This window comes from Streptomyces sp. SAT1, from assembly GCF_001654495.1.
GTDB classification, from domain to species: domain Bacteria; phylum Actinomycetota; class Actinomycetes; order Streptomycetales; family Streptomycetaceae; genus Streptomyces; species Streptomyces andamanensis.
On sequence record NZ_CP015849.1, the window covers coordinates 51,766 to 67,757 of the forward strand.

The 15,992-nt window shown below is 72.9% G+C and carries 12 protein-coding genes; 4 read left to right on the top strand and 8 right to left on the bottom strand.

The features are described 5' to 3' along the window. Positions 1-50 precede the first annotated feature (50 nt). From A8713_RS00270 to A8713_RS00285, 4 genes are all read right to left on the bottom strand, one after another. Positions 51-2,150, bottom strand: coding sequence for an iron ABC transporter permease (locus A8713_RS00270; RefSeq protein WP_064530827.1), 2,100 nt, complete (start codon positions 2,148-2,150; stop codon positions 51-53). Next, positions 2,147-3,217: an iron-siderophore ABC transporter substrate-binding protein gene (locus A8713_RS00275; protein ID WP_064530828.1), complete on the bottom strand. Its 1,071-nt coding sequence runs from the start codon at positions 3,215-3,217 to the stop codon at positions 2,147-2,149. The genes A8713_RS00270 and A8713_RS00275 overlap by 4 nt, the downstream gene beginning before the upstream one ends. Before the next feature lie 127 nt (positions 3,218-3,344). Then, complete coding sequence (locus A8713_RS00280; RefSeq protein ID WP_064530829.1) at positions 3,345-4,211, bottom strand: ABC transporter ATP-binding protein; 867 nt, start codon at positions 4,209-4,211, stop codon at positions 3,345-3,347. A gap of 272 nt (positions 4,212-4,483) precedes the next feature. Continuing rightward, positions 4,484-5,437, bottom strand: coding sequence for a helix-turn-helix domain-containing protein (locus A8713_RS00285; protein WP_079158773.1), 954 nt, complete (start codon positions 5,435-5,437; stop codon positions 4,484-4,486). A 166-nt stretch (positions 5,438-5,603) separates the two neighbouring features. Here A8713_RS00285 and A8713_RS00290 point away from each other — a divergent pair, with 166 nt between their 5' ends. Next, complete coding sequence (locus tag A8713_RS00290; RefSeq protein WP_064530830.1) at positions 5,604-7,247, top strand: APC family permease; 1,644 nt, start codon at positions 5,604-5,606, stop codon at positions 7,245-7,247. Positions 7,248-7,361: 114 nt separating this feature from the next. Here A8713_RS00290 and A8713_RS00295 read toward each other — a convergent pair whose 3' ends face one another. After that, on the bottom strand, positions 7,362-8,177 hold the full coding sequence (locus A8713_RS00295; protein WP_064530831.1) for a class I SAM-dependent methyltransferase: 816 nt from the start codon (positions 8,175-8,177) through the stop codon (positions 7,362-7,364). A 187-nt stretch (positions 8,178-8,364) separates the two neighbouring features. Next, on the bottom strand, positions 8,365-9,198 hold the full coding sequence (locus tag A8713_RS00300) for a PIG-L family deacetylase (protein ID WP_064530832.1): 834 nt from the start codon (positions 9,196-9,198) through the stop codon (positions 8,365-8,367). Between the two features lie 446 nt (positions 9,199-9,644). Here A8713_RS00300 and A8713_RS00305 point away from each other — a divergent pair, with 446 nt between their 5' ends. The 3 genes from A8713_RS00305 to A8713_RS31735 all read left to right on the top strand — a co-directional run bounded on the left by A8713_RS00305 (position 9,645) and on the right by A8713_RS31735 (position 12,281). Continuing rightward, positions 9,645-10,982 carry a hypothetical protein gene (locus A8713_RS00305; protein ID WP_159393051.1) on the top strand — a complete coding sequence of 446 codons (1,338 nt, stop codon included), beginning with the start codon at positions 9,645-9,647 and terminating at the stop codon, positions 10,980-10,982. A 196-nt stretch (positions 10,983-11,178) separates the two neighbouring features. After that, complete coding sequence (locus A8713_RS00310) at positions 11,179-12,096, top strand: acetoacetate decarboxylase family protein (protein ID WP_064530834.1); 918 nt, start codon at positions 11,179-11,181, stop codon at positions 12,094-12,096. 11 nt (positions 12,097-12,107) lie between these two features. Next, positions 12,108-12,281, top strand: coding sequence for a CGNR zinc finger domain-containing protein (locus tag A8713_RS31735; RefSeq protein ID WP_079158774.1), 174 nt, complete (start codon positions 12,108-12,110; stop codon positions 12,279-12,281). 100 nt (positions 12,282-12,381) lie between these two features. On the opposite strand, the gene A8713_RS00315 is transcribed toward A8713_RS31735, so the two are convergent. Beyond that, on the bottom strand, positions 12,382-13,581 hold the full coding sequence (locus A8713_RS00315) for a Gfo/Idh/MocA family protein (protein ID WP_064530835.1): 1,200 nt from the start codon (positions 13,579-13,581) through the stop codon (positions 12,382-12,384). A gap of 121 nt (positions 13,582-13,702) precedes the next feature. Next, a complete protein-coding gene (locus A8713_RS00320; RefSeq protein WP_064530836.1) occupies positions 13,703-15,931 on the bottom strand; it encodes a right-handed parallel beta-helix repeat-containing protein in 2,229 nt (742 codons plus the stop codon). Between the last annotated feature and the right edge of the window lie 61 nt (positions 15,932-15,992).

The window sequence follows — 15,992 nt, forward strand, 5'->3', positions numbered from 1 at the left end:
GTCTCGTCGTGACGGGTCTCGCCGCGGCGTGTGTGTGTCGGCGTCCCGCCTCATGCGCGCGACCGCCGGAGCACCCAGACGAAGTACGGCGCACCGACCAGGGCGACCATGAGGCCGGCCGGCAGCTGGGACGGGGCGATGAGGGTGCGGCCGAGGGCGTCGGCCACGCAGACCAGCAGCGCGCCGAGCAGCATCGAGACCGGGATCGCGCGGACGTGCCGGGCGCCCACCAGCGACCGGGCCAGGTGCGGGGCGACGAGACCCACGAATCCGACCACGCCGACGGCGACCACGCTGAGCGCGGCGAGCACCGCGGCGATCGCGAGGACGGTGAAGCGGGCGCGTTCCGGGCGGACACCGACGATGCGCGGGGTGTCCTCGTCGACGGCGAGCAGGTCGAGCCGGTCGCGCAGGGCGAGCAGCACCGGGAGGGCGAGGGCCAGGGCGACCGCGACGGGTACGACGTCGGACAGCGTACGGCCGTAGGTGGTACCGGAGAGCCAGGTGAAGATCCGGGGCGTGTTCCACGGATCGGCGCGCAGCAGGAGGAACGTGGTGACGGAGCTGAGGCCGTACCCGCAGCCGATGCCGATCAGCACGAACCGGTCGGGCAGGAAGCCGCCGCGCCAGGACAGCAGGGCGATCAGCGCGAACGTGGCCAGCCCGGTGGCGACGGCGGCCACGATGAGCAGCGGCCGCCCGCCGGGAAGGCCGGAGGTGACGACGGCCGCCGCGCCCAGTCCGGCACCCGAGGTGATGCCGAGCACGCCCGGCTCCGCCAGGGGGTTGCGCACCGCGCTCTGCACGACGCAGCCGGCCAGTCCGAGCGCCGCTCCGGCGACGACCGCTGCCGTCACCCTCGGGACCCGGTCGTCCAGCGCCTGACCGATCAGGTCCGGGGCAGCGCCCTGTACCCAGAGCGCGAGGTCGCCCGTGCGCAGCCAGAGGCTTCCCGCGAGGACCGCGACGAGGGCCGCGCCCGCCAGCAGCGCCGTGGCGCCGCACACGACGAGGACGAAGGCGCGACGCGACCGTACGGCGACCCGTGTGTGCGGGGTCTGCCGCAGCCCGCCCGTGTCGCGCAGGCGGAGCGCGAGGGCCACGATCACCACGGAGCCGAGCAGTGCCGTGGGCACGCCGGTGGGGATGGAGGCGGCGCCGTCCGCGCCCTGCACCGCGCGCAGCGAGGCGTCCGCGAGCAGGACGAGCAGCGCACCGAACAGCCCGGCCGCGGGCACCAGGTACAGGTGTCTGCGCAGGGCCCGGACCCGTCCGGCGAGCAGCCGGGCCAGCACGGGGGCACCGAGGCCGACGAAGCCGATGGGGCCCGCGAGGGTCACCGCGGTGGCGGTCAGCACCACCGCGCAGAGCACCGCGGCTACACGGGTGGACCGGATCGGCACGCCCAGGGCGGAGGCGGCGTCGTCGCCGAGGCCCATCACGTCCAGCCTCCTGGACAGCGCGAGGGCGGCGCACAGCACCGCGGCCACCACGGGGAAGGCCCGTACCGAGGCGTCGATGTTCAGCTGCGCGAGCGAGCCGCTCCCCCAGGCGAAGAGGCCGGTGGTGTTCTGGCTGAACAGGATGAGCAGCATCGACGTCCCCGCGTCCAGCGCCATCGCGGTCGCCGAACCGGCGAGGATCAGCCGGGTGCCGGTGGTACCGGCGGCCCGGCCCGCGAGGAGCAGTACGAGCGCCGCCGCGGCCAGCCCGCCCGCGAAGGCGACGGCGCCCGACGCCCACAGCGGGACGGTGAGACCGGCGGCCGCGACGAGCGACAGCGTGAAGTAGGCCCCGGCCGTGACCGCGAGCGTGTCCGGGGAGGCGAGCGAGTTGCGGGTGACGGACTGGAGCAGCGCTCCGGCGCAGCCGAGGGCGAGGCCCACCGCCACGCCCGCGAACAGCCGCGGCAGGCGCGAGCCGGTGATGATCTCGGCGACCGGCGCCCCGCCGCCGTCGCGTTCCCCGGCGAGGTAGCGCACCAGGTCACCGACGCCGACGCCCGATGTTCCCTGGGTCAGATGCCACAGGCCCACCAGCACGGTGGCGGCCAGCAGCACCGCGAGGACGGCCGCCCCGGCGGGGCCGCTGCCGCGCTCGGCGCGCGGCGGCGTGCCCGTCCGGGTCGCCGTTTCCTGCAGGGCGTTCACTTCTTGTCGAGGACGTCGACGTACGCGTCGATGGCCTGCTCGCAGGAGCGGGGGCCGCCGGCGCCCCACACCCGCGCCGGGAAGGCGTGCGCGCGGCCTTCCTTGACGGCGGGGATGGTCTTCCAGATCGGGTTCTTCTGCAGCGCCGCCACGTAGCCGCCGGCGCCTTCGTCGTTGGCGTAGAAGAAGTTGGCGTCGCCCACGGCGGTGAGCCCTTCGACGTCGGTCTGCGCGAGGCCGTAGGAGGGATCGACGCCCCCGTCCCCGTGTGCCTTGTTGACGGCGTCGGTCCAGGCCGGCTTCATGCCGAGCTGCTCGCCGATCTCGGTGAACAGGGCGCCCTTGCCGTAGGGGCGGACGGTGAGGTTGCCGCCCTCGAGCCAGCCGTCGAAGAACAGGAAGTCCTTCGTCGGCAGAGCGGCGTCGGTCACCTGCTGCTTCGCCTTGGCGAGGTGGTCGTCGAACTCCTTGAGCACCTGGTCGGCGCGCTCGGTGCGGCCCGTCGCCTTCCCGATCATGCTGAAGACGTTCCGCATGTTGCCGATCGGGTCCTTGGGGTCGGCGCCCTTCGTGGCCATCACGGGGACGCCCCGCTTCTCCAGCTTCTTGATCATCTCGTCGTCGGCCTTGAACGCCTCCACGACGATCAGGTCGGGCTTCGCGGCGTAGAGGGTGTCGAGGTCGGGCTCCTCGCGGGTGCCGATGTCGGTGACCCCGGCGGGCAGCTTCTCCGCGCTGACCCAGGTGCTGTACCCCTTCGCGTCGGAGACGGCGGCGGGGGTGACGCACAGGGTCAGCGCGTCCTCGACCTGCTGCCATTCCAGGACCGCGATCCGCCGGGCGGGCTTGTCAAGCTTCACCGTGCGGCCCACGCCGTCCGTGAAGGAGACCGGCTTCGTCGAGGTGGTCGTGGTGTCCTGGGCGCAGCTCTTCGACACGGGCGACGCGCTCGCGGTGGCGCTGCCGGCTGCCTCGGGCCTGTCGACGGCGGTCGTGCCGCAGGCCGTTGCGGCGAGGGCGAAGAGCCCCGCGGTGGCGGTCGCCGCCAGGCGGTGGGCACGGTTCATGGAGGTTCCTCTTTCTTGCTTTCTTGCGTTGTCCGCGGTGGCGCGTGGGCGCGTCACGGCGGTGGATGCGCCGCTTCGGGTGCGGCCGGGGGGACGCCGCTTCTGGTGCGAGGACGGTGGCGCCGGTTCAGGCGGGGTGGCGTCCGAGGGGGTCGATGCGCAGCCGGCCCGTGCGCGGGTCGAGGGCGACCTCTACACGGATGTCGTAGACCTCGCCGATGTTCTCCGCGGTCAGGACATCGACCGGGGCTCCGGCCGCGTGCACGCGGCCGGAGCGCATCAGGACCAGCGTGTCCGCGACGCGGGACGCGTGGTCGAGGTCGTGCAGCACGATCCCGACCGCGATGCCGTGGTCCTCGACGAGGTCGCGCACCAGGTCGAGCGTCTCGATCTGGTAGCGCAGGTCCAGGTGGTTGGTCGGTTCGTCCAGCAGGACGACGCCGGTGTCCTGGGCCAGACAGGCGGCGAGCCAGACGCGCTGCATCTCGCCGCCGGAGAGTTCCCCGACCGGCCGCCCGGCCATGTCCCGTACGCCGGTGACGCCCATCGCGTGCTCGACGGCGCTCCGGTCCTCGGCACTCGGTCCGGCGAAGCCGCGCCGGTACGGGTGGCGGCCGAACGCCACGACCTCCGCGACCGTCAGCCCTTGCGGCGCGGGGCGCGACTGGGAGAACAGCGTGACCTCGCGGGCGAACTGACGGGCGCTGAGCAGGGCCGTGTCGCGCTCGGGCCGTCCGGGGGCGGCGCCGAGCGCCACGCGGCCGCCGTCCAGCCGGTGCAGTCGGCACAGCGCGCGCAGCAGGGTGGACTTGCCGCTGCCGTTCGGGCCCACCAGTGCGGTGGCACGGCCGGGTTCCAGGGCCAGGGAGACACCGTGGACGACCGGGGTGCCGCCGTAGCGCAGCACGAGGTCGTGCCCGGTGAGGGCGGACACCGGCTTGGCGGCGCCGGTGTCGGCCGCGGGGCCGGCGGGCCGGGAGGGGCTTGTGAGCATCGGTGGGTCCGGACGGTCGGAGGGACAAGGGCTGTGGCACCCTCCGTCCGGCCGTCTCCGGCCGGGCAGCGGACTCTCCCCCGAACGGCGGTGCCGTGCGCGGTGAGCAACAACTAAGGGTTACCTAACTCCGAGCAGGTTATATTCCGCTCGCCACGTCGACAATCAGGAGATCTGGACACCCGATACGGGATTCCGGACACCGCGGGAAGCGGCACCGGGCGGCGCGGAGCGGCGGGCCCGGCCATCACGCCGGGACGTGTCGGGCCGGGTCAGGCCGCGTCGGTACGGCCCTCGACCGAGTCGGCCGCACCGGTCGGATCGGTCGAGCCGGCCGCACCGGTCGAGCCGGTCGAGCCGGTCATGCCAGCCGCATCGGGCGAGTCCGCCGCGTCCGTCGAGCCCGTCGAGTCGAAGAAGGCTCCCGGTGTGGTGCCCATCACCCGTCGGAAGGCGGCGATGAAGGTGCTGGGCTGCGCATAGCCGAGCGTCTCGGAGACGGTCATCACGTCGAACCCCTCGGACAGGAGCGTCAGCGCCCGGTGCACGCGCAGCACCTGCCGCCACTGCGCGAACGACAGTCCGGTCGCCTGGCGGAACGCCCGGGTGATGGTGCGGTCGCTCATGCCCAGGCAGCCCGCCCAGTCCTCCAGCGAACGGCCGTCGGCGGGGTCGTCCAGCAGGGTCTCGGCGATCGTGTCGATCCGCGGGTCGCCGGGCAGCTGCAACGCGAACCGGTGCCGCGAGGGCCGGAGCACGTCGAAGACGACCGATTCCGCCCGCGCCCTGGCCGCCGTGTCGAGATCCGTGCGGGACAGATGGGTCAGCAGCGCCTCCAGCAACGGCGTCATCGCGATCGCCTGCGGTTCCGCCGACGCGAACGGTGTGCGGTCGGGCGCGAAGAAGGCGTCGTGGAACCGGGCACCGGCCGTCGCCCGGCCCGCGTGCACCACTCCGGCGGGCAGCCACAGCCCGTGCCCCTCGCACACGGTGAAGACGCGGTCCGCCACCCGGGACGTCAACGTGCCCCCGCGTACCCAGACGAGTTCGTGCAGGACGTGCGAGTGCGGCGCCCACTCCGTGGGAACGGAGGGCACATGCAGCCCGGCGGTGATGACGAAGGCGTCCTGCGCCCGAGCGGGCATCGCGGCGGCCCGGCGCACCACGGTGCCCTTCTCGCGCCGCCACATCCCGGGGTTCGCTGCACTGCGGGACGAGCGGACCATGCGCCCGAGTCTATCCGGGGGCGCCGAGCCCCCGGCGGACGGGGCGCTCGGGCGGCGCCGCACCATCGCGTCGACAGCCGTCCGCCGACGCGGTCGTCCTCTCGGCCTCGGCCCTGCGTGGCCGCTACTCTCGACGCACCTGCGACGAGAGCGAGGAGGCGGTCCCGTGCCTCAGGACCGGTCGGCCGGTGGGGGCGCGGCCCCGGCGGCGGTGGACCAGGAACGGCGGCTGCGCCGGGACCTGGGCTTCTGGGGACTGACGGCGATCGCGTTCTCCAACATCGTGGGCTCCGGGTGGCTGTTCGCCGCGATGTACGCGGCGCAGACCGCGGGCCCGGCGTCCTTGCTGTCGTGGGTGGGAGCGGGGCTGCTGTGCGTCCTGGTGGCGCTGGTGATGATCGAACTGGGCGCCTCCCGGCCGGAGGGCGGCGGCACGGTGCGCTGGCCGCTGTACGCCGGAGGACGGCTCGTGGGCACGCTGATCGGCTGGTCGGTGCTGCTGTCGGTGGGCGGTACCGCGGCGGAGATCAGCGCGATCATGCAGTACGCCGGGCACTACCTGCCCGGCATCTACCGCGGCGGTTCCCTGACCGCCGCCGGTCTCGGCGTGGCCGCGGCGCTGAGCATCGTCCTGACGGTGCTGAACTGGTTCGCGGTGCGGTTGTTCGCCCGGCTGAACAACCTGCTGTCGGTCTTCAAGATCGCGGTGCCCGTCGTCACGGTGGTGGCGCTGCTGGCGTCCGGCTGGCACGCCGGGCGCCTCACCGACCACGGCGGATTCGCGCCGTACGGTTACGCCGCCTGCCTGTCGGCCCTCGCCGGCGGCGGCATCGTGTACTCGGTGAACGGCTTCCAGGCGCCCCTGGACTTCTCCGGCGAGACCCGCGACCCACGGCGCACCGTGCCCGCCGCGGTGCTGACCGGCATCGCCCTGGCCGTCGCGATGTATCTGGCGTTGCAGGTCGCGTTCCTGTTCACGGTGCCGGAGGGGGCGCTCGGGCACGGCTGGCACGGCGTGGACTTCGACTCGCCGTTCGGCCAGCTGGCGCTGCTGCTCAACCTGCACTGGCTGTCGGTGCTGCTGTACGCGGACGCCGTCGTCTCGCCGGGCGGTTCGGCGTACGTCGGGGTGGCGCTGGACGCCCGGCACACCTACGCGCTGGCCAAGAACGGCACCCTGCCGCGCTGGTTCATGGCGGTGGAGCCGCGCTCGGGCATCCCGCGCCGGGCGCTGGTGCTGAACCTCGCGGTGATCGTGGTGTTCCTGCTGCCGTTCGGCGGCTGGCAGCACATCGTGAGTGTGATGGGCGACATGTATCTGCTGACCTACGCGGCCTCCGCGGTGGCGGCCGCGGTGTTCCTGGCCGACCCGGACAGCGGCACCGCGGGCTGGGTGCCCGGACTGCGCTGGATCGCTCCGGTGAGCTTCGCGGTGGCGGCCGAGTTCGTGTACTGGTCGGGCTGGCACGATCTGCGGCTGGCGCTGCCGCTGGTGCTGGCCGGGCTGCTGGTGTTCCTCGCCATGCACCGCGGCACCGCGGCGGGGCGGCCGCTCGCCGCGGAGCTTCGCACGGGCGCGTGGCTGGTGGTGTTCCTCGCGGTGCTCACGCTCCTGTCCTGGCTCGGCTCGTTCGGCGGCTCCGGACGGCTCCCGGCACCGTGGGACTCACTGACGGTGGCGGCGTTCGCCTTCGCGGTGTTCTTCTGGGCGGTACGGGCGGGCACGGGCTGGCTGCGGGAGTCCCGGCGCACGGGCGGAGGCCCCTTGCCCGGCGCCGCGTCACCGGAGGGCTCCTCACCGCGCCCGTAGGCGTACGAGCAGGAGTGGTCGGCCATGTCGGGGAGGGTGAGGAGCGAGAAGGGCCCGGGGAACGCTCACCGCCTGCGCCGGACCCCGCATCCGGGACCCGGCACCCGATACCCGTCAGGACCGGGAGGCGTTCTCCCGGCGGATCGCCGAGATCAGTCCGCCGGGCTGCTCCGCGCGCCGCGGCGGGGTGCTGACCGGGCGGCCGTAGGCGGCGGCGCGCTCGCGCAGGGTGTGGCCGACGGCCTCCCAGCCGTGTCCCGCCAGCCAGGCCACCGGGTCGTCGGGCATCTCCGAGACCCACATGGAAGCCGCCGAGCCCGGCGTGGCGTCCGCGCCGAAGCGTTCGATCGTGCCGCGCGAGCCCAGGGTCAGCCCCATCCGGCTGCCCGCCGCCGACTGCGTACTGATCCGGGCCAGCAGCAGTTCCACCGCGTCCTCGGGCAGATAGATCAGGAGACCCTCGGCGATCCATACCGTCGGGACGGCAGGGTCGTGCCCCACGGCGGCCAGCGCGCCCGGCCAGTCCTCCCGCAGATCGGCCGCGACGGTGATCCGCTCGCAGCGCGGGACGGCCCGCTCCCGGCGCAGCACCGACGCCTTGAAATCCAGGGGCGCGGCGGTGTCGACCTCGAACAGCCTGGTGCCCGCGGGCCAGTCGATCCGGAAGGCCCTGCTGTCCATGCCGGCGCCGAGCAGCACGACCTGCCGGATGCCGGAATCGGCGGCCTGCCGCACCAGGTCGTCGAGGAACTTCGTCCTGATGACGATGGAGAACGACACGGCCGACCGGCGGCGGCGCGCGGCCTCGTCGCCGGGCGGCGGCGAGGAGGACCACAGGCCGCCGGCCGCGGCGAAGGCCCGTGCGAGCGGGTCGCGGAACAGCGCGTCCTCCCGCTCGGTCTCCAGCGCCCGGACCCTCGCCACCCCCACGGCCGTGGCCCAGACCCCGAAGGCCGCAGCCGCTCCTGGTCATCAGTCACCGCGTCAGCGTAGACGGCGGGCACGACGAGCGGCCCACCGGGCGTCGCTCGTCGTGCCCTGGGCTGCCGGATCGGTGCGATCCGGCAGCGGCGGAGTCAACGGTCGTACGGGGAGCAGGGGACCTCCGGGTGCGGGGTCAGCGCAGCCCGGCGAAGAGGTCGTCCTCGGGCAGGGCCGCTCCGGTGGTGTCCTGGACGCGTACGAAGGTCTCCATGCCCATCAGCTCGCCGAACCGCTCCTGGCCCATCTTGAGGAAGAAGATGTTCTCGCCCTGACTGGCGTGCGCGGCCAGCGCGTCGAACTTCTGGCCGCTGAACGCGGTGGTGTCCACCCAGGTGGTGACCTCACCGTCGGGGAGACCTATCTCGGCCATCGCGGCGGCCTCGGCGGGATCCGGTTCCGGCATGTCCTCGTGGAACTCGCGCATGGCCTCCTCGAAGCGCCGCATCGTCGAGTGGGGCATCGTCGTCCAGTACACCTTCGGTGTCAGGTCGGTCATCTTCACTGCCGCCATGGTGATGCGGTGGGCCTGGATGTGGTCGGGGTGGCCGTAGAAGCCGTTCTCGTCATAGGTGACGACCACGTCGGGCCGGTAGTGCCGCATCAGTTCCGCGAGCCGGGCGGCGCCCTCTTCCACGGGGGTCCGCCAGAAGGATCCCGGCGCGTCGTTCCCCGGCCAGCCCATCATCCCGGAATCGGCGTAGTCCAGCATCTCCAGGTCGCTGATCTTCAGGATCTCGCAGCTCGCTTCGAGTTCTCGACGGCGCATCGCGACGACGGTCGCCGGGTCGTGTCCCGGATCGCCGGGCTTGACACCTCCCGGCCCGTCCCCGCAGCCGCCGTCGGTACACGTCACGAGAACCGTGCGGACGCCCTCCGCCGCGTACCGCGCGAGGATCCCTCCGGTCCCGGTGGCCTCGTCGTCGGGGTGGGCGTGCACGGCCATGAGCGTCAAGGGCCGGTCGGCCATAAGGTCCTCCTGCGTATACATGTGTCGGTTCGCGTGTGCGGCGGGCCTGCCGCGGGTCGCGAGGGCCCGGATCCCGCCGGGACCCGGAACGACGGTCCTGTCCTCCGTGTCCCCGCCCGTGCGGTCCCGCCCCCTCGGTCCATGCAACAGCGCCGGACGAACCGGCTGTTCCCGGCCGCACCGAACATCTTGGCACCGGATCGCGGGGTGGCCGGCGACACCGGGGTCAAGAGGTGATCTCCAGCCGATCTGGGCGCCCGGCACGGCGGAGCGCCGACGCGGGCTACCAGTCGTCCGGCCGCCGACCCTAGAGTTCGGGGACGGGTGCCGTCGGCGCCGTGTCGGCGGTACGGGACCCACCGGACCGCTGCGCGGATGCGCCGGTCGCCCATGTATCCGCGGCTGTTCGAACAGGTCGGCCGGTGGCCGAGAGGTGGGGGCAGGAAATGGCAGGAATCAGTCGACGGGGGCTGCTGCGCGGGGGTGTGGTGGCGGGGGCCGTCACGGTCCTGGGGGGCGCGGCCGCGGGGGCCGGAGCCAGTGCCGCGGGAATCAATCCGACGGTTGCGGGTGAGGCGGCGCACGTCCGGACGCTGCGCAAGGCGCTGGACGACGCGGCGGCGGGCATCGTCGGCCCGCACGGTGTCGACGGCAAGGGCCGGATCATCGTGAAGGCCGGGTACGCGGGTGTTCCCACCTACACGCTGCTCAAGACCCTGGTCATCGGCGGCAACACGGCTCTGGACGCCACCGGTGCGCGGTTCGTCGCCAAATTCGGCACCGTCATGCGGCAGTACAAGCTGGACCGGACCAATCCGCACTCCCCCAGTCCCGCGTACGTGACAGACAGCCAGGGCATGTTCACCGCGCCCGCCGTCAGCGGCACCAGGTCCACCATGCTGATCAACCATGTCGCCGCGGGCACGACGGGCTATTCGGCCCCGGGCAACATCATGGTCAAGGGCGGTGAGTGGGACCCCATATCGGCGTGGGTGTGGGCGGATTCGGGGGCGGCGCGGGCGCGTGCCGACAAGGCCCCGCCGATGAACGTGCTGACCTTCACCCACACCCAGGACGTGGAGGTCGAAGGCGTGACGGTCTGGAACGTCAAGTGGTGGCACGCGGTGGAACTCAACGCCGTGCGCCGGGGCGCGGTCCGGGACTGCTTCTTCAAGGGCTGGGTCGAGAATCCCACATGGGGCCTGTGGCAGGGCGAGGCCGTCCAGCTCGACCTCCCGCTCGCGAACAACACCTGGGCGGGGGCCAGTGACGGCACACCGACCGTGGATGTGCAGGTCCAGCGCAACTACGCCGGTGCGTCCGGCTCCCAGCCGTCCTGGGCGAAGCTGGTCGGCTCGCACACCGGCGGCGAGAAGGTCGGCCAGGTGCACGCGCGCGTCCTGATCGAGGGCAATGTCGTGGACAACGCCAAGTGGGACGCCATCGGCGCGATGAACACCACCCAGATCACCGTCCGCGGCAACACGATCAACAACAGCGTCGGCGGGGTCTACGTCAGTTCCGTGTCGGCGAGGACGGGCAGCCAGCCGCCCGTCCAGGGGGGACCGAATCCCATCTCCGGGATAGACATCGTCGACAACCAGGTGACGATCACGCCAGGCGCTTCGGGAGTCGCGCGCAACGCGGTCCGCGTCAGCGCGGACACGGTCGGGTTCGTCTCACCGGTGAGCGATGTCCTGGTCACCGGCAACCAGGTCAGCGGCGGAAGCTTCTACTACACCCCGAACGTGACGTTCCGGCCCGGCACCACACCCCAGCGCTGAGCCCTTTCCCAGCAGGTCCGTTCGAGGCCCCGGTCGGGGTGGCCGCCCGGAGGACGGCCACCCCGACCCCGTACGCCCTCGCGGTCCGGGCCACTCCGGGCCGGCCGTCCGGCACCACGCCCCCTTGTTGACGGTGCTTACATCCACGGCTACCGTGATGTAATCACCGCTAACATGCGAGCGAGGGAGCAGCGCCATGTCATCGCCCCGGCAGGAGTCGGTGAAGGTCGATCTGGGTGGCCGGACGGTCACGGTCCCGAAGGGCGGGTTGTACGACCGGTACCGGATGGACACCGATCTCGACGAGGTGGCCCGTGACCCCCGCGTCAGCGGGGTGGACTTCTTCCGGCGGCTGCCCAAGACACGTGTCGACTCCCCCATCGGCCCCACCCTCACCCCGAACTTCTACTACCGCGTCTCGACCGCCCGGCTGACGATGATTGCCCCGTCCCGCGCGGTCCGCTCCCGGCTGCCCCGGGAGCTGGCGCCGCTGGAGGTCGCGCCGGGTCTGGGACTGGTGTCGGTGATGTTCTTCCGGTACGACGTGTGCGACATCGACTTCTACACCGAAGCCGCCGTGGGCGTCGCCGTGAAGCCGGCACGGCACGGCAGGCTCGGGTTCGTCGATCTGGTCGCCGGCCTCAAGAACGAGCACCTCGACACCTACGTCCTGTCGCTGCCGGTGAGCACGGAGATCGCCCAGGTGCGCGGCCACGACGGCTACGGCTTCCCGAAGTGGGTCACCGGGCTGGACGTCGGCATCGGCACCGACCGGACGACGGCGCGCGTGGCCAACGACGCCGGCGGGACCGACCTGGCGCTCTCGGCGGCGACACCGGCCCAGACCACCCACCGCAGCGGTGAGCGGGTCTCGTCCCTGACCTCGTACACATCGATCGGCGGGGCGTGGCACGCGACGCTGAGCCAGACCCATGTGCTGTCGGCCGGGACCGCACTCCTCCCGCGCGGTGTCGCGCTCCAGGTCGGGGAGGGCCGGATGGCCGACGACCTGCGTTCCCTCAGGCCCGTCCGGCCTGTCCGGTTCGACGTCATGACCGAGGGTCAGCTCGCCCTGCACATGCCCGTCCCGACCTCGGTCCGGAGCCCGGAGTGAGGAGTCCCGTCATGGCCACCTCCCTCTGGCTCGGCGCACACGGCTACCGCGCATGGGGCCGCTGCGCCGCACCCTGCTGCGACCTCCGCTTCATCGACACGGGACGCCGCGCCCCGCAGCGCTCCTGCTCGACCCGCTGCGGAACGCGGGTCCGGGTCGCCGCCCACCGCCGTCGGAGCCGGTGACCCGCGGCGCCGCCGCCGCCGACCGCGTGGGCCGGGCCGGCGCGTCGGCGCCCGACGCCACTCCCGCTCTCCCCGCATCGGCCGAGGGCGCGGGTCCCCGCTACCGCTTCGTCTGGCCTCGCTCGAAGTACGCGGCCAGTTCCGGGTCGAGGGCGGGGACCTCGTGGGGTGTGCCGCCCGCGCGCAGCGACTCGGTGGCCCGCACCCCGGCCGCGACGGCCATGCGCGCGGCGACCGGCGAGGTGTCGGTGACACCGCCGTCGCGGGCGAAGCGCACGAACTCGTCGATCAGGAGGGGGTCGGCGCCGCCGTGTCCGGCATCGTCCGCGGCGTCCGGGACGGGGTACTCGGCGTCGGCTTCGGGGCGGTGGACGGAGCGGCGGGAGTTCCACACCTTCACCACCGCCCCGGGGCCGTCCCCGAAGTTCTCCAGCCGTCCCGCGTCCCCGATCACGGTGTAGTTGCGCCAGTAGTCGGGGGTGAAGTGGCACTGCTGGTAGGCCGCGAGTACGCCGTTGTCGAGGCGCATGTTGACGAGGGACACGTCCTCGACGTCGATGACGGGGTTCAGGCCGCGCTGGGTGTGCGGCGGCCAGTGGCCGTCCTTCGTGTACCAGTCCTCGTGCTTGGGTTCACCGGGTGCCCGCCGGTGCGGACTGTCGCCGTAGACCATGAGGTCCCCGAGGGCCTGGACCCGCTGGGTGTAGCCGTTCGCGAGCCAGTGCAGGACGTCGATGTCGTGGGCGGCCTTCTGTAGCAACAGGCCCGTGGTGTACTGCCGTTCGGCGTGCCAGTCCTTGAAGTACCAGTCGCCTCCGTAGCCGACGAAGTGCCGCACCCAGACCGTCTTGACCGCGCCGATCTCGCCGCGCGCGATGATGTCGCGCATCAGCCGGACGACGGGCATGTGGCGCATGTTGTGACCGACGTAGAGGCGGCTTCCCGTGTCGTGGGCGGTGCGCAGGAGGGCGTCGCAGCGTTCGACGGTGATGTCGAGAGGCTTCTCGACGAAGACGGGCCTGCCCGCTTCGAGCGCTTCGCGGGCGATGTCGGTGTGGGTGTGGTCGGGGGTGAGGACGAGGACGGCGTCGACGTCCGGGTCCGCGATCACCTTGTGGTGGTCGCCGCAGATCAGCGCGCCGGGGAACGCCTGGGCCGCGTCGGCCCGCGCGGCCGGGTCGTGGTCCGCGAGCGCCGTGACCCGGGAGCCGGCTCCCGGCCGGTGCGCGGTGCGGGCGATGCTGCCGCGCAGTCCGTATCCGATGACGCCGAGGCGCAGGTCGCTGGGGGCGTCGGTCATGACGTGACCGCCTTTCCGTTGAATCGTGGATCGAGTGGTGCCGTGCGGCGAGGGAGCAGGGAGCGTGCGTGCGCCGCGGGCCCGGTGAGCGGTCCGCGGCGCGTCACTGCGGGAGCGGGAGCTACGGATGCGCCAGGACGTGGGCGAGCGCGACCCGTCCGGTGCCGGTGAGCCGGACGCGGAGGTAGCGGGCGTGGGTGTCCGTGTCCAGGAGGGTGGGGCGCAGTGCCTTGCCGGTGATGTGCGTGGTGACGGCGTCGGAGAAGTCGGCGGAGGCGGCGAGCTGTACGTCGAAGTCGGTGGTGGTCATGGCGCTGTCGTTCCATATCTCGACCTGTCCGACGTGGTGGACGGCGCCCAGGTCCACCTGCCACCAGGCGCCCGCCTCGGAGAGGGTGCGGGTGTCGGTGGAGGTGTCGCCGTCGGTGGCGCGGGCCGCTGTCGCCGTGCCGTCCGTGGACGACTGGGTGGCGGTGGCGGTGCCGGTACGGGCCAGGTCGGGGCGGAGCTGTTCGACGCCGCCCGCGCGTCCGGCGCCGGCGGCCGCGGCGACCCGGACCGCTTCGGCGGGGAGCCGGTCCAGCTTCGTGTGGTTGCCGGTCATGGTCGAGCCGGTGCCGCCGAGGGCCGGGGCGTCGGTGTCGGTCCAGTTCCCGGTGGCGTGGTTGTCGATGCCGTAGTCGGCCCAGTTGGACACCCACTTGTAGCCGACACGTGTGATGACGTTCCGGGCGACGGTGATGTGGCTGGACTGCTCGTCGAGGTAGATGCCGTTGCCGTCGCGCTCGGTGTTCCCGTACGCGCTCCGGTTGATGTAGTTCCCGGAGACGACGGTGCCGGGCTGGGCGCCCTGGGTGTAGATGGCGGCCCCGTCGTGCTGTGCGTCCTCGACGAGCATGACGTCGGTGATCCGGTTGTCCGTGATGCGGTTGTCGCGGAGCACGGACTGCCGGGCCTCGGGCTGGTTCCAGCCCCAGCCGACGGAGATGCCGGAGTAGGGAAGGTGGTCGAGGGTGTTGTGGTCGATGACGGTGCCGGCCTCGTAGCCCGCCCAGATGCCCACGGAGTCCGTGTACTCCACGCCCGTGTGGCTGACGGTGTTGTAGGAGACCGTGTTGCGGGCCCCGGTGAGTTCGGGGGCCGGCATGGGTTCGGTGTCACCGATGTAGGCGGCGCCGGAGGAGAGGTCGGTGAAGCGGGAGCGGGTGAGGGTGGAGTCCTGGGTGCCCTGTTCGAAGACGACGCCCGCACCGCCGAGGTGGCTGAAGCTGCCGTGGTCGATCACCACATGGCGGCCGGCGCGTACGGTGAGGGCGGCGGCGGGCTTGGTGTAGAAGCGGCCCGCGTGGTCGACGGGGCCGGTGGCGCCGGTCAGGGTCAGTCCGGCCTGGGTGCCCGCGTAGCCCTCGTCGGTGTCCGGCTGCCGGTAGGCGGCGTAGGCGAAGCCGATGCCGCTGACGCGGACGTCATGGGCGCCGTCGAGGACGAGGAGCCCCTCGGTGACCGGGGTGACGGCCCGGGAGCGGCGCGGGTTCTCGCCCTCGCGGGGCAGGTAGGTGACGGTGTGCGCGGCCGAGTCCCATACGAACTCGCCGGGCGTGTCGAGGAGTTCGCGGGCGTTCTCGAAGTGGGCGACTCCGCTGTAGCGGGCGGAGTCGACGGTCGTCGTGTCCCAGGACGGTCCGGTGCGGTCGGTTCCGGAGGCGGAGTTGGTCCAGCAGGGCTGGGCGAAGGTCATGAGGTCGCCGGTGACGGCGGCGATGCGGCAGTGGTAGTTGCGCCAGCGGACGCTGATGACCGCCTCGGCGTCGGTGGGTCGGGCCCAGTGGGCGATGCCGGTCTTCTCCGCGCCGGTCATACCGGACTTGGTGGCGTCGCAGACGGCGGCGGCGCAGGCCCCTCCCCGGGCGCGCACGGCGCGTCGCCCGTCGACGAACAGCTGGCGCGGCGTGACGCCCCCGGGCACCTTCGCTGTCCAGGTGCCGTCGGCGTGCACGGACCAGCCCGTCAGGGTGCGGCCGCCGGAGAGCACGGGGTGCGCGCCGCGCGCGGCGGTCCAGGTGACACCGGAGTCCTGGCCGCCGAGCCGCAGCGGGGCGTCCAGTTCGTATGTCCCGTCGGCGAGTTCGACGCGTACGTCCCGGCCGCCGATGGCGCGGGCGGCGTTCCGCGCCCCCTCGACGGAGCAGGGGTGCCCCTGGGTGCAGCGGGATCCCGAGCCATGGGGTGCGGCGTGCAGGACCTTGGGCGAGGGGGCCGCCTGGGCGGCGGGCAGCGGGCCGAGGAGCAGGGCGGCGCCGGTGAGCAGGGCGGCCGCGGCGGCGCGGGCCGCGGGGGTGAATGGTCGCATGCGAGGACCTTCCGCTCGGACGGCCCGCCGCACGGGGGCGGGCCGGGACGATGGGGTGCGG